The sequence below is a fragment of the Candidatus Marimicrobium litorale genome, from assembly GCF_026262645.1.
Lineage (GTDB): Bacteria > Pseudomonadota > Gammaproteobacteria > Pseudomonadales > Halieaceae > Marimicrobium > Marimicrobium litorale.
The window spans coordinates 1,084,418-1,097,399 of sequence record NZ_SHNO01000001.1 but is presented as its reverse complement, the minus strand read 5'-3'; the positions used below and the strand labels follow the sequence as shown (position 1 = coordinate 1,097,399).

10 protein-coding genes and 1 tRNA gene are annotated in these 12,982 nt (G+C 53.7%); 8 read left to right on the top strand and 3 right to left on the bottom strand.

Annotation, left to right across the window (positions count from 1 at the left end; all coding sequences use genetic code 11):
• Positions 1-6: 6 nt before the first annotated feature.
• Complete coding sequence (gene gltX, locus EYC82_RS05005) at positions 7-1,497, top strand: glutamate--tRNA ligase (RefSeq protein ID WP_279248445.1); 1,491 nt, start codon at positions 7-9, stop codon at positions 1,495-1,497.
• Between the two features lie 145 nt (positions 1,498-1,642).
• On the opposite strand, the gene EYC82_RS05000 is transcribed toward gltX, so the two are convergent.
• Positions 1,643-2,131 carry an FKBP-type peptidyl-prolyl cis-trans isomerase gene (locus EYC82_RS05000; protein WP_279248444.1) on the bottom strand — a complete coding sequence of 163 codons (489 nt, stop codon included), beginning with the start codon at positions 2,129-2,131 and terminating at the stop codon, positions 1,643-1,645.
• A gap of 171 nt (positions 2,132-2,302) precedes the next feature.
• Here EYC82_RS05000 and EYC82_RS04995 point away from each other — a divergent pair, with 171 nt between their 5' ends.
• Positions 2,303-2,971, top strand: coding sequence for a PaaI family thioesterase (locus EYC82_RS04995; RefSeq protein WP_279248443.1), 669 nt, complete (start codon positions 2,303-2,305; stop codon positions 2,969-2,971).
• A gap of 18 nt (positions 2,972-2,989) precedes the next feature.
• On the opposite strand, the gene EYC82_RS04990 is transcribed toward EYC82_RS04995, so the two are convergent.
• Complete coding sequence (locus EYC82_RS04990) at positions 2,990-3,367, bottom strand: DUF4345 family protein (RefSeq protein WP_279248442.1); 378 nt, start codon at positions 3,365-3,367, stop codon at positions 2,990-2,992.
• A gap of 240 nt (positions 3,368-3,607) precedes the next feature.
• Here EYC82_RS04990 and EYC82_RS04985 point away from each other — a divergent pair.
• Both EYC82_RS04985 and EYC82_RS04980 read left to right on the top strand, forming a co-directional pair.
• Positions 3,608-3,683 (top strand) — tRNA-Ala (locus tag EYC82_RS04985).
• Positions 3,684-3,956: 273 nt separating this feature from the next.
• On the top strand, positions 3,957-5,591 hold the full coding sequence (locus EYC82_RS04980; RefSeq protein ID WP_279248441.1) for a B12-binding domain-containing radical SAM protein: 1,635 nt from the start codon (positions 3,957-3,959) through the stop codon (positions 5,589-5,591).
• 272 nt (positions 5,592-5,863) lie between these two features.
• Here the strand turns inward: EYC82_RS04980 and EYC82_RS04975 are convergent, their stop codons facing one another.
• Positions 5,864-6,862: a CE1 family esterase gene (locus tag EYC82_RS04975; protein WP_279248440.1), complete on the bottom strand. Its 999-nt coding sequence runs from the start codon at positions 6,860-6,862 to the stop codon at positions 5,864-5,866.
• A gap of 239 nt (positions 6,863-7,101) precedes the next feature.
• On the opposite strand from EYC82_RS04975, the gene EYC82_RS04970 reads away from it, so the two are divergent.
• From EYC82_RS04970 to EYC82_RS04955, 4 genes are all read left to right on the top strand, one after another.
• Complete coding sequence (locus EYC82_RS04970; protein WP_279248439.1) at positions 7,102-8,793, top strand: alkaline phosphatase family protein; 1,692 nt, start codon at positions 7,102-7,104, stop codon at positions 8,791-8,793.
• A gap of 126 nt (positions 8,794-8,919) precedes the next feature.
• Positions 8,920-10,365 carry an alpha/beta hydrolase domain-containing protein gene (locus EYC82_RS04965; RefSeq protein WP_279248438.1) on the top strand — a complete coding sequence of 482 codons (1,446 nt, stop codon included), beginning with the start codon at positions 8,920-8,922 and terminating at the stop codon, positions 10,363-10,365.
• A gap of 224 nt (positions 10,366-10,589) precedes the next feature.
• Positions 10,590-11,897 carry an NADH:flavin oxidoreductase/NADH oxidase family protein gene (locus EYC82_RS04960; protein WP_279248437.1) on the top strand — a complete coding sequence of 436 codons (1,308 nt, stop codon included), beginning with the start codon at positions 10,590-10,592 and terminating at the stop codon, positions 11,895-11,897.
• Positions 11,898-12,243: 346 nt separating this feature from the next.
• The gene (locus EYC82_RS04955) at positions 12,244-12,981 is read left to right on the top strand and encodes a DUF3348 family protein (protein ID WP_279248436.1); all 738 of its coding nucleotides are present in this window, start codon (positions 12,244-12,246) and stop codon (positions 12,979-12,981) included.
• Position 12,982: the final 1 nt, after the last annotated feature.

The following is a 12,982-nucleotide window of genomic DNA, read 5'->3' as shown; positions in this document are numbered from 1 at the left end:
AGACTCATGACCGTACGTACGCGCGTTGCGCCTTCGCCTACCGGAGATCCCCATGTGGGGACCGCCTATATCGCCCTTTTTAATCTGTGTTTTGCCCGCGCTCACGGCGGTCAATTCCTGCTGCGCATTGAAGATACAGACCAGACACGTAGCACGCCTGAATCAGAACAGGCCATCCTCGATTCACTGCGCTGGCTCGGGCTCACATGGGATGAGGGTCCCGATATTGGCGGCGACAATGGACCCTATCGGCAAAGCGAGCGCATGGACCTGTACCGTGAGCATGCGGATCAACTGGTTGCTGCGGGTAACGCGTTTCGCTGCTATCGCACAGCTGCGGAGCTGGACGCACTGCGTGAGGCGCGGCGCGCGGGGGGGCATAGCACTGCGCTCAAGCCCTCGGATCTGAGACTTGCCGACGAGGAAGTTGCTGCCCGGGAAGACAGGGGCGATCCGTATGTAATCCGGTTGTTGGTGCCAGAGGAGGAGGGGGTTTGTGTTGTGCGGGATATGTTGCGTGGCGACATCGAACTTGACTGGGGAATGATTGATGCGCAGATTCTGCTGAAGTCAGACGGCATGCCCACCTATCACCTGGCGAACGTGGTGGACGATCATCTTATGGGTATCACCCACGTACTGCGTGGTGAGGAATGGATCAACTCGGCGCCCAAGCACAAGCTACTTTACGAATACTTCAAATGGGACATGCCGCAGCTGTGCCATTTGCCCCTGCTGCGTAACCCTGACAAATCGAAGTTGAGTAAACGGAAGAACCCCACCAGCATTCTTTACTACGAACGAATGGGTTTTCTGCCCGAGGCCCTTATCAATTACCTGGGGCGTATGGGTTGGTCGATGCCCGATGAGCGTGAAAAGTTTACTCTCAGTGAGATGATAGATGACTTCGATATTCAGCGCGTGTCTCTGGGCGGGCCCATATTCGATCGGGAGAAGCTGAGCTGGCTGAACGGCATGTGGCTTCGAGAAGACTTTGACGACGAGGCGCTGGCGGACCGACTGGTAGATTGGGCCTTTAACAGGGATAACCTTATGCGAGTTTTGCCCCATGCTCGTCAGCGTATGGAGACTCTCAGTGATCTTGCCCCTTTGGCCGGGTTTCTTGTGTCCGGCATATTACCCCTGAGCGAGGCGAGTTTTGACTCGGTAAAAGGGGATCGCGAGGCGATTATAAAAGTTTTACAGTTTGCACTTTGGCGCCTTGAAGCCCGACGAGAATGGACGCGGGACCTTATCTGGGATGACATGAAAGGACTGGCGGATGCACTGGATATCAAGATAAAGGATTTGCTCGCCCCCCTGTTCATTGCAATCGCCGGCAGTAGTGCATCGTTTTCGGTCGTCGATTCAATGGCAATGCTGGGGCCCGATATGAGTCGTGCGAGAATACGCCACGCGGTAGAGGTGCTGGGAGGTGTCTCCAAAAAGGCAGCCAAGCGACTGGATAAGGAATACATGGCGCTAGGTGCACTTTGACAGGATGATCAATATTGCCTCCTGATTCGTCTCGGTCGGACTACACGCGACCTGTCTTATACTGCGCTTGTTAGCCGCGTTGGCATCGGCTCCGCGTTCTATCTCGCGGGGAAAATCTCTGTTTGAAGAACATGGGCTGCGAGCGTTAGTGTTGATGCCCACCCGGGCCATGAGCGTGCCCGTGGGCTAGTTCTTCAGCTGTAGCGGCACGCACATCATTGATTTCGATTTCAAACACTAATGTGCGCCCCGCCAAGGGGTGGTTGGTATCGATATCCGCTGAGTGCCTCCCCGCCTTGATCACAGTGACGGCTCGTCTGCCTTCCCGTGTATTCAGTTGTGCCGTATCCCCCGCACGCAGCTTGCCTTTGAATATCAGGTGCTTGATCGGTACCCGTTGCGTCTTGCCTTCCTGCCTTTCACCGTAGCTTTCTTTCGGGTCGACAGTGACGCTGAACGTCTCTCCCTTTTCACGCCCCGTCATGGTCTTTTCCAGCCCCGGAATAATACTGTTTGACCCGTGCAGGTAGGCAGTAGGTTCGCCGTCACGAGATGTCTCCAACGCTACCCCTTCACCGTCGCGCAGGGTGTAGTGGAAAGTGACGACTGCTTCAGCAGCTATGTTCAAGGGCATGTTCTCCGAATTGCAGGTGCAGTTGGCGGTAAAATAAAAACGCGTGTGGCGATTATAGCCTGTGATAATGCCGCAATCTCATCGGAGTTCAATTCAGTGCACCTATTGCGTTGCCGAGGGTGCTGGAATCGGCGAACATGGTTTCCTAATAATTTGCATTGAGGATGGTTAATGTTGGACAAGGACACCGAGCGATACAACGAGGGTCTGCCCGAGGCGGTAAACCGTGACGTGGCCCAGTTGATTCGATATCTGCGCTGCAGCAACGCGCCGGATGAGGTCCTCGCTGAGGCCACAAATCATGTGCAAGAAGCTGTGAAGGCGCTGCAGCCGTGGCTGCAAACCGGTGAGGGCTGGTCGACTATCTCGGTAGGCAGCGATATACCCGGTTTTCCCTGGAAGGAGGACGACCTGACGGCCTGCATGCCCTATAGTCCCATCAGCGGCAAGCGTAACCCGGTGTCTCTGCCACTGCACCTGTGGAAAAAAGCGGAGGGCGAGGTCGGCGGCGAAATCGTATTCTCCCCTACGTACGCAGGTCCGCCGGACAGTGTGCACGGGGGAATGATTGCCGCTGTGTTCGACGAGTTACTCGCCATGTCGAATGTTATTTCCGGTACCGCGGGTTTTACGGGCACCCTCACCATTCGTTATCGCCGGAAGACGCCGCTCAACACTCCGATTGAACTATGGGGTAAAAATGTGCGTCAGGACGGGCGTAAGCAATTGTGCCGAGGTGAGATGCGCGTCGGTGGCGAGGTAACGGCCTCGGCAGAGGGACTGTTTATCTGCGCCGCAGAAAATACAGGGCCGGGCTTGAGGAGTGAGTCGTCTGATTGAGAGCCTGACCGCCGGTACCTAGCTGGTTTTCCTAAGTGCTATGAAAGACAGAATTGCCATAGCAGATTCGAATGCAATGGCTCCGTAGGTGTAACCACCCAACCCCGCATCGGCCATGACGGCAGTGTAAAGGCGGGCTATGGCGAGTCCGCCCATCATCAGCACCAAAGAGGTAAGGGCGGGCCGATAGAGATCGGTTCGTAATGCGCCCAGCAGGCAAAACACCCCGTAGGCTGTCTGTAAGCCGCCATACATTGCGCCCAGTTCGGCAAGGCCGTCACCTGAAAGAATCGCCAGGCCCGCCATTTCAGCAGGCAGAGTTGGGTCTATCAGGCACATGACACCGTATGAAATGAAAGCGAGGGTAGACACCCACAGGATAAGCTTGCCTAACATTGTTCTCTCCTTGTTTTGTGCTCGGGCGGCGTCGCTGGCGAATCTTGTCAGCAAGCTTAGCACAAGGGCTTGCGACTGTTGACAGGGCGGCAGGGCACCACTAAAATGCGCTCCAACTTGCTGCGCTACTAATTTAAAAAGTTTCGTTTGATCAAACGCTTAGCAAGTTCTTTGGGCGGTTTTTCATGTTACTCAGGGCGCGTAAGAAATGCATTCGCCCCCGCCACAAGCCAGTTCACTGGGGCTATAGCTCAGCTGGGAGAGCGCAACACTGGCAGTGTTGAGGTCAGCGGTTCGATCCCGCTTAGCTCCACCAAATCAACGTAGTGACTTCAAATGGGCTAGGAAAATTTTCTACCCTCTTTTTTTGTGGCTTAAATTTTGCCCCACTCTGGGGTTGAAATTGCCGGATTTTTATCTCTTTTCAACAAAATTTTGGCTAAGCTGTTGTTTTTGCTATATTTTTGTGGATTGCAACACCGTAGAACGCAACTGCTGAATACTGTGAACTAGATCTTCAATATGTTAACTGCGCTTGGCAGGCAGGGAGTATAGTGTATTCAGGCAGAAAGGTGGGTGGGTGCAACTTATGAAAGTGACAATGGTAAGCATGGAAGACGGCATTATGGCGTGCGGCTTCCGTAAATTCTGTGGCCAGGTCGAACGACTTATCCCGGACGCTCGCTTCTGTTTCGTGTCGACCGGGAACATCCGCTCGCCTTTGGCTGTCCTGACCGGCAAGACCGGCGCCAGCGTGTTCCAAGATGACTCTGTCGATGAGATGGCCAGAGATTTGGCTGATTCTGACTTGCTCGGCTTTTCCAGTATGACCGGATACGCTGACCTTACCAAGAAGGTTATCAAGCGCGTACGAGAGATAAATCCCGACTGTACGATTATCTGGGGAGGCATACACCCGATCATCCATCCTGAGGATGCCATTCTGGCGGATGTAGATGGTATCTGCACGGGGGAGGGGGAGTTCGCCTTTGAGCAGTTTTATGAGGCCTTCAGTAACGGCAGAGATTACACAGAGACGAAAAACTTTTGGTTCAGACAGAATGATGAGGTCATTCGCAATGATTTTCTATCATTGCAGACCTCGGAAGACATGGAGGCCCTGCCTTTCGCCCGCCACGGCGGTGAGGAATACCTTTACGAGGTCGGGAGTGGTTTTCGTCCCATGGGCATGCATGACCGATTGCGATTTAACGGACTCGCGTTCAATACCGTGTGGTCAATCGGTTGCCCCTTCAAATGCACCTACTGCGGCAATACAAAGTTCATCGAAAACGATGTGGGCTACCGAAAGCTGCGTCACCCCAGTGCTCGGTATGCGGTGGCCGAGATAAAAGCCGCATTACAGACGCAGCCCTACCTCAGCACCGTTTGTTTCCACGACGACAGTTTTATGGCAATACCCTATGACCAACTCGCAGAATTCGCTGAGATTTGGCGTGAGGAAGTCGGAATTCCATTCGCGGTCTATGGGGTGATCCCAAACTATGTGCGACAGGACAAGTTGCAGGTGCTCACTTGGGGAGGTATGAACCGCATTCGCATGGGCGTGCAGAGTGGTTCCCAGCGCATACTCGATTTTTACCAGCGGCCCACACCGCCTGAAGATGTGCTGGCGGCATCTCACGTCTGTGCCGGGTTCGCGCCGAAGTTCCAGATACCACCTGCCTACGACATCATCATGGATAACCCGATAGAGACCCGGCAGGATGTCGTCGACACTCTGGAGATGATATATGCATTCGGGCGTCCATTTACGCTCAATATCTACTCGCTGCGGGCAATTCCTAATACAAACATGGAGAAGGCGCTGCGGGAAGCGGGAGTGGACATCGAGGAGATATCGTCCAGTTATATCAACATTCCGCCCCGTATGGGCAACATGCTGCTTTATCTTCTGGTCATCTGGCAGCCGCCGCGCTGGTTGTTTGATCGCTTGCTGAAACGCGTTCACGCAAGTTCGGAAGAGCAATCGCTGTATCCGCTCACTGCGATGGTTCTTCGCCTGATCTATTTTGTAAAGCGTGCTATTGACCACCTCCGCCACTTGGACTTCTCGACGATTCCTGGCTATATCGGCTACGCCGCATGGAAAGTAGGATTAGTGGATTTCTGGTGGAATAAAGTGATCCCCAAAATGGATAGGCCGGCACGACCGATTAGGCATCGTCGGGAAACGCTGGTCGAGGTCGTAGAGATCAACTAATGCGGCCATGGATCCCACATTGTAGTGTTCCGAGGTGCCTGATCTGGGCTTCAAGTGGCTACTCATTCGAGCTAGCGGAGACGCTGATTGCCAGTGGTACGCCAGACCTTGTTGCAGGGCGTATATACCCACTTATTGTCAGCTAGCGGTTTCTTCAGGCGACGAGAGTCGATGCCTCCGCAAATATGGTGAACAATTGCGCTGCGCGTTAGCTCACCAATGCGGAGGCGCTCCGGCGGGATGTGAGAGCGTCAGGGGTAGTATCTGCACAATTATTGAGCGGTAGCAAAGGTACTCAGTGCGCGTGGATGCTCAGTAAGCCATTGTGTTGTCAGTGTGTAGGCATCCTCTGTCCATGGGATCGGTATGTGTGGCCCCTCATTGATGGTCCATAGCGCAACCTCAGTGCCCTGCGCGCAGCCTGTGTACAGGAGTCGTTCTGTTTCGGCGTTGGGAACGGTGCCGTCGATGTCGACATCGGGCAACAATTCGGGTGCTCGTGGTTCGCAACCAGCCAGTTCCGCAAATCGCTTGGAGGTTTCAGGAGCGTCGGGATAGCTGCCGGGTTTGCCCTCGTAGGGAATGGTTTCATCGGCTGTGCCATGCAGAAGCAGTACCGAGACGGGATATTTAGCGGGCTTGCAGGATTCTGCGTTCTCCCAGGTAGACCCTGCCAGGCTAATCACCGTGGTGACGATGTCTGATGCTTCACAGGCCAGACGCAAAGCCATAAAGCCACCGTTGGAGTGGCCGTAAAGTGCAACCCGGCTGGTGTCGATACTGTAAGTCGAAGCGGCTTCTTCGACCAGGGCTCTGATGTAGGCGACGTCATCAACGCTACGATCAGTGTCATCAAATGCGCAACAGGCTGGTGTTGCGTTCCAAAAGCGATCGCTGTTGGTATTTAGCGTACCGTCTGGCGTTATCAATACATATTGCCCTGCGTCCACGCCCTGGGTGAAGCCAAGATAAAGGGACTCGATAGCACCGGTAGCGCCAAATCCGTGCAGTACAACCAGCAGGGGATAGCGGGTATTTGAATCGTAGTCACTGGGAATGTGGACTGTTGCCAACCTGTCCCCACCGATTGCCAATGGCGGGTTTGAGGCGCAGCTGTTTGAGTCGCTGCAGCCGCTGAGAAGCGGTTCACTGGCTGCGGGTGCGGCTAGTGATGTTGAGTTGCTACTGCCAGAGCAAGCGGTCAACGTGAATAATAGTAGTGCTGCGGTCGTTATCAAGCCTAACGCCGGCGTGCTGTTTGCTAAACGCATAATCAGATTGTCCATGGTATGTGTGAGGTGTCTGATAGTGTTGTGCCGTGTAGGTATAACAGATTTTACGTCAAAACCCCCTATTTAGATTTCCCGTAATGCAGCGCGTCGGGCAGACTCAGGCCGAGTAAGCTGATTCGGTAAGCCGCTGCAACGGGAATACACCCTTTTAGGGGTTTTCATTCGGAGCGGTGGGCTCTAAACTTGTCACCCCGCTGGTTAATGCGTCGAAATTGTCTATGTCGAAACACTTATTATTGCTACTGTTATTAAGTGTAGTTGGCGCCGCGCCGGTGTCGGCACAGCCGCGACTCGTGTTGCAAATAACAGTGGATCAGCTGCGAGGGGATCTGCCCTGGCGACACATGGAGCAGTTTGGCGAAGGTGGGTTCCGTTACTTGGCAGACAAAGGCGTTTGGTTCACCAACGCCGCTTATCAGCACGCCAATACTGAAACCATTGTCGGTCATACATCACTGGCTACGGGAGCGGTTCCAGCGGTGCATGGCATGGTGGGCAACATATGGTTTGATCGCGGCAGCAGCGAGCTTGTCTACAATATTGAAGATCCTCGCTATGCACTGCTGAGTGCCGACGCCGGTGTTGATAAATCGCGTGAGATAGACCCTACCCAGCGAGTTGCGTCTACCGATGGACGATCGCCGCGCGGCATACTTAGCTCAACGTTTTCCGACGAGCTCGCAAACCGCTATGGCGGAGAGAGCAAGATATTCGGAGTCTCGGTCAAGGACCGGGGTGCCGTGCCACTCGCGGGAAGATCAGGCAAGGCGTTCTGGTTCTCAAAGTCCTTGGGAAATTTTGTGACTTCCAATTTCTACTATGATGCATACCCAGACTGGGTTTCGGAGTGGAATGGCGCGGGTAAGCTGAATGAGTATGCAGGGAGCAGCTGGACCTTGCTAAATAGTCCAGATAGCTATCAAAAACTGTCAGAGGACGACAGCCCATGGGAAACTAATTTCCCCGGGTTTAACAGGACTTTTCCCCACTCTTGGGGAGCGCGCAACGATAAATATTTCACCACTTTGCTTACGGTCAGCCCTGCGGGAGACGAGCTTACACTGGACTTCGTGAAAGCTCTGGTGAACGCCGAGAGGTTGGGGCAGGACGCGATACCCGACTACCTGTCAGTCAGTTTTTCCTCCACTGATTACATAGGGCATCTTTTTGGTTCCTCCAGTCTCGAAATGGAGGATAACCTGCTTCGGTTAGACCGCACTCTGGCTGAGTTATTCGCCTTTATCGATGAAAAGGTGGGGTTGGAGAATACACTCATCGTTCTATCGGCAGATCATGGGGGCCCGGAAGTGCCCGGCTACCTTCGGTCGCTCGGTGATGACGTAGAGCATGTAGATCCGGAATATTTCGATACCGTGGCATTGAACGAGGCATTGCGCCAAGCGTCTGGTGTCGATGTCGATCTGGTAAAGACCTTTTTCACTCCGTATGTTTATTTGGATCAGCGTTTAATAGCCGCCGAGGGTCTGGATCTCGCAGAGATACAGCGTGACGTTGCAGAACTGTTGATGCAGCGCCCGGAGGTATTCACTGCGTTTGCAGCTGTCGATATTGCGGCAGGCCGCCTTCCGGACAGTCCTGTGGCGAACATGGTGGCAGCCAGTTACCTTGCGGAGCGATCAGGGGATGTGCACGTGGTATTTGGATCTCAGGAATTTATTGCTGACTTTGACGGTCTCACCGTGGCTGCTACCCATGGTTCTCCCTGGCATTATGATCGTCATGTACCCATCGTGTTTGCCGGCACCGGCGTTAAATCGGCACGGGTCAGTCGAGCTGTCACGCCCTATGATATTGCCAGCACCATGGCGAATATACTCGAGATAGAGGCACCTTCGGGGTCAGTTGGTGAGGCGCTGTTTGAGGTGCTCCCTGTAAAAAAAATACGTTAGCCGTCACGCCGGATTAGTGCTAGGAGTCCAAATCTGACAAACTCGGCTTGGTCAGTGTGTCCATTGAGGTTTTCTCGATAATGGATTTCGACCTGCGTTCACTTTAGCCAAACATGGATACTTACAATGAAATTCGCCGCACTTTTTAATTATTTCGGATTGTTTTTTGCGCTGGTTGCGGCCCTGACCGGTTGCAGCAACAGCGACAACGACAACGACAATTCCTCCAATAATACGGTTTCTTTGCCTGAATTCAGCAGTCCTACTGCTGGAAATGCGTTATTGCCTGGCCCGTTTTTTGATGACCGCGGTTACGAAAAAGCAGAATATTTTGTTTCCGGAATAGCTGAATCTTATACCAATGTGAATGAGCTAACGTCTTCCGGAGAATGGCAAGTTCAAGCCGCTGAGGTTGCTGATTATAAAACACGAGTTGTCGTATTCAGACCGTCCAACCCTGCGAATTATAACGGGGTAGTAATTGTGGAGTGGTTGAATGTCTCAGCAGGGTCAGACTTGGCGAATGACTGGATGCTGGCACATACCGAGCTCACGCGCAGTGGCTACGCGTGGATCGGCGTATCTGCTCAAGCGCGCGGTGTAGAAACTTTGAAGGAAACGAGTCCTGAGCGATACTCGACAATGAATCATCCCGGAGACAGTTTTTCTTATTCGATGTTTTCGCAGATCGGGAATTTGATCAGGAGTAATTCTGATGAAGGGCTTCTTGGTTCGCTTGGCTTTGACGCGCTTATAGCGGCAGGCGAATCACAGTCGGCGTTTCGCCTGCTAACGTACGCTAATGCACTTTCCAAACAGGATGAGATGTACGATGGCTACTTTATTCATAGCCGCTATTACAGCAGTGCGCCCTTGTCGCAATCGCCACAGGCGGATATATCCGCACCAGAGATCGTCTTGATTAGGGGTGATTTGCAAAGACCTGTGATGATGCTGCAAACAGAATCTGATGTAGTGGCGCTTAGTTCCTACTTGAACAGGCAGGAGGATTCAGACTACTTCCGCTTGTGGGAGACCGCCGGCACTGCACATGCAGATCACTATATAACGGTTGCAAATCGCTCTGATAATGGTGATGACCCAAATATAGCCGCTGTATTTGAGGCTCCGCTGTTCTGTGACAAGCCGATAAATACCGGGCCACAGCACTTTTTGGTCAAGGCCGCCATCGCATCTCTTGCAGCATGGGTCGTCGAGGGCACGTTACCCACGATAGCGGATCGGCTTGTCGTCGACGAAGCGATACCTGCTTTGTCTCGCGATGATTTGGGGATTGCCTTGGGTGGTATCAGGACGTCTTTTGTCGATGCGCCACTTGCAACGTTATCCGGCGAGGGCAATTCTTCGGAGAGTTTTGGCTTTTGCAATCGACTTTTCGGTACGACAAAGCTGTTCGATGCAAACACTATTGCGACGCTGTACGCTGATAATGACGCGTATCTGAATGCCGTAACGGCCTCTACCAACGATGCTGTTGCGAATGGGTTTCTTCTGGCTGAAGATGCGTCTCTGATCATTGAATACGCAGCTCAGCTCGATATTTTTGACTGAACTGTATGCGTTTTTGAGATAACTTTGGCGACGCTCTTGCCGCTAACGCGGCGCTATACAATAAATGATTGCCAGCGGACGCGCGCAGTTGGCGGGAATGCCTGCCTGCTGAAAAGGTTCGACATGATACTGCCACTACACATTGCAAAAGGTATGCACGCACCAATAAACGCGTTGTTGTTAAAGCGCTTCTGCGGTTGCATTGATGGTGTGGCGGAGACAACGTGAGTAAAAACTGTCTTGCAGAACCACTAAAGCTGCCTTGTGGAGCAGTGATACCCAACCGCATCGCGAAGGCCGCTATGACCGAGGGTCTTGCCTCACCACAGGGTATTCCAACGCCTGAGCTGGAGCGGCTATATGGGTTTTGGAGTGATGGCGGTGCAGGCCTGCTGCTATCCGGAAACATTATTGTTGATGGAGATCACCTTGAGCGTCCTGGTAACGTGGTGATCGAGAGTGAAGCAGATGACATGATGCTGACGGCATTGCGGCGCTGGGCGACTGTTGCAACGCGCGGTGGCAATCATTTTTGGGCCCAAATTAGTCATGCCGGAAGGCAGACACAGAAGCCGGTGAATCCCCGGCCGAAAGCCCCCTCGGCAGTCAAAGTGGGATTGCCTGGAGGGCAGTTCGGTACACCAGAGCCTCTTACAAGGGCAGAGATCGCGGACATAGTGCAGGGTTTTACCCGCTGCGCTGCTACTGTTAAGGCGGCTGGCTTTACGGGAGTGCAGATACATGCTGCACATGGCTACCTTTTGTCCCAATTTCTCAGCCCTCGAACCAACTTGCGTAACGATGAGTTCGGTGGCTGCCTGGAGAATCGTGCGCGTCTGCTGCTGGATATCGTGGATAATGTCCGTGGTGCGGTAGGTAGCTCTTTTCCGGTTTCAGTCAAACTTAACAGCGCCGATTTTCAGAAGGGAGGATTCGATTTCGAAGAGAGCCAGCAGGTTGTTCGCTGGCTTGAAACGGCCAGTGTAGATTTAGTTGAGATATCCGGGGGCACTTATGAGCAGCCGCGGCTGTTGGGCGTCACCGGTATGGAAGAGGCCGACGAGCAGGAATTGCAGGAATCAACCAGAATTCGAGAAGCCTACTTTGTCGACTTTGCTCTGGCGATGCAAAAGACGGTATCGATACCGCTAATGGTAACTGGAGGGTTTCGCCGACGCGACAGTATGGAGAATGCGCTAGAGCAAGGCGGCGCAGACCTGATCGGCATAGGCCGTCCCATGTGTGTAGTGGGCGACGCGCCCCGTCAGATTCTCGAGGGCCGAGAAGAGCTCCCTCGCTTTGAAGATGGTCTAGCTATGTGGCCTTTCTGGCTCTCGTTTCTGAATCAATCCGATGCGCTACGCACACTGGGAACGTTCGGAATCCAGTTCTGGTATTACGCGCAGTTGAGTCAAATCGGGGAGAGCGGCGCCCCCGACGCTAACATGCGTGTTTTCACCGCCGCGCTGAAAGTGATGAGGCACCAGAAGCGTTGGCTTGCTGCGCGAAAGCAGGGCTCGCCGCGGCTTTAGGTCCGTCGCCACTGGTTGTAGACCTTGCAAATTCTGAGGGCGTGCAGTAACCCGAAGCAGTCTGGTTGGCTCGTCCAGCCCCATTACAGCTCGACAGGTGTAAGGCTGTGTTGTGTCACGTCATGCCGCCGGAGGCGGATCGATTATCAGGCGCGCAAAGTCACTATTTGTTGCATGGGCAGTGTCGGAGTGATTGATCACAACACCCACTATCTAGTAGTATTAGCCTTTAGAAAGCACCAGATGTTGCCACTGCTCCGGGAACCAGAAGCGCCCGGAATTCGGCGGCGTGTCTCAATAGACCCTTAATCCAGGGCGGCATCTTGTCGCTGCCGACACAGTATTTATGCCCCAATTTTCACCCACTTCACTGCACAGCACTCGGCTGGTTCGCTCCCTCGCCGCGTTAATCGACACGCCATCGCATGATAGTGGTCATCAGTTCAGCCGCCGTCTGGGCACTCTTATTGATCTCGGGGATTCGGTCAAATTGGCCAATGCTCAGTCGGGTCTGAAAGAGCTCGTCTTCGAACCCGGTGTGGTCGATCCTGCGAGCATCCGCAGGGACTTCCTCGCCGGACGTGCGGCGATTATCAACGCGATACTGCAAGCCTGCGTGCCCGGGGAGACTGCAAGCCGCATCCGCTTTCCCACAGTAACGGCGACTACCCTTGAGGCCGAGGCGACTGCCCCGGACGCCTACAGCGCGTTTTACCGCGCTCAGCAGAGTGAGATCAGCTATGCGGTTTTGCGCTTGCATACTGCCATTCGTGCTGATGTGGCCGGCATATCGTCGGGTCTGCAGCAGCTGGCTGCGCTAGATGGTGCGTTGGGGGCGGCCATGGGAAATCATTTAAGAGGGTACTTCGGTGCGGTTCCAGCGCTGCTGGCCCGGCACGTGGTTACCCTGCGCTCTGACTGTTTAGAACAACTGGATGGCAAGTCCTACCAGGCCGACTTCTGGCTTATGCAGTTAGGTAAATTACGCGCCGATATTCAGAACCTGTTGCTGGCCGAGGTGGAAGCCCGCCTGCTCCCGTTGCAGGGTCTGGTTGAGGCACTTCACGATGGAATGATGGATTAAT

Bases quoted from the DNA above. Each gene is read 5' to 3' on its own strand.
- gltX (WP_279248445.1), top strand. From the start codon at position 7: ATGACCGTACGTACGCGCGTTGCGCCTTCGCCTACCGGAGATCCCCAT.
- EYC82_RS05000 (WP_279248444.1), bottom strand. From the start codon at position 2,131: ATGCCCTTGAACATAGCTGCTGAAGCAGTCGTCACTTTCCACTACACC.
- EYC82_RS04995 (WP_279248443.1), top strand. From the start codon at position 2,303: ATGTTGGACAAGGACACCGAGCGATACAACGAGGGTCTGCCCGAGGCG.
- EYC82_RS04990 (WP_279248442.1), bottom strand. From the start codon at position 3,367: ATGTTAGGCAAGCTTATCCTGTGGGTGTCTACCCTCGCTTTCATTTCA.
- EYC82_RS04980 (WP_279248441.1), top strand. From the start codon at position 3,957: ATGAAAGTGACAATGGTAAGCATGGAAGACGGCATTATGGCGTGCGGC.
- EYC82_RS04975 (WP_279248440.1), bottom strand. From the start codon at position 6,862: ATGCGTTTAGCAAACAGCACGCCGGCGTTAGGCTTGATAACGACCGCA.
- EYC82_RS04970 (WP_279248439.1), top strand. From the start codon at position 7,102: ATGTCGAAACACTTATTATTGCTACTGTTATTAAGTGTAGTTGGCGCC.
- EYC82_RS04965 (WP_279248438.1), top strand. From the start codon at position 8,920: ATGAAATTCGCCGCACTTTTTAATTATTTCGGATTGTTTTTTGCGCTG.
- EYC82_RS04955 (WP_279248436.1), top strand. From the start codon at position 12,244: ATGCCCCAATTTTCACCCACTTCACTGCACAGCACTCGGCTGGTTCGC.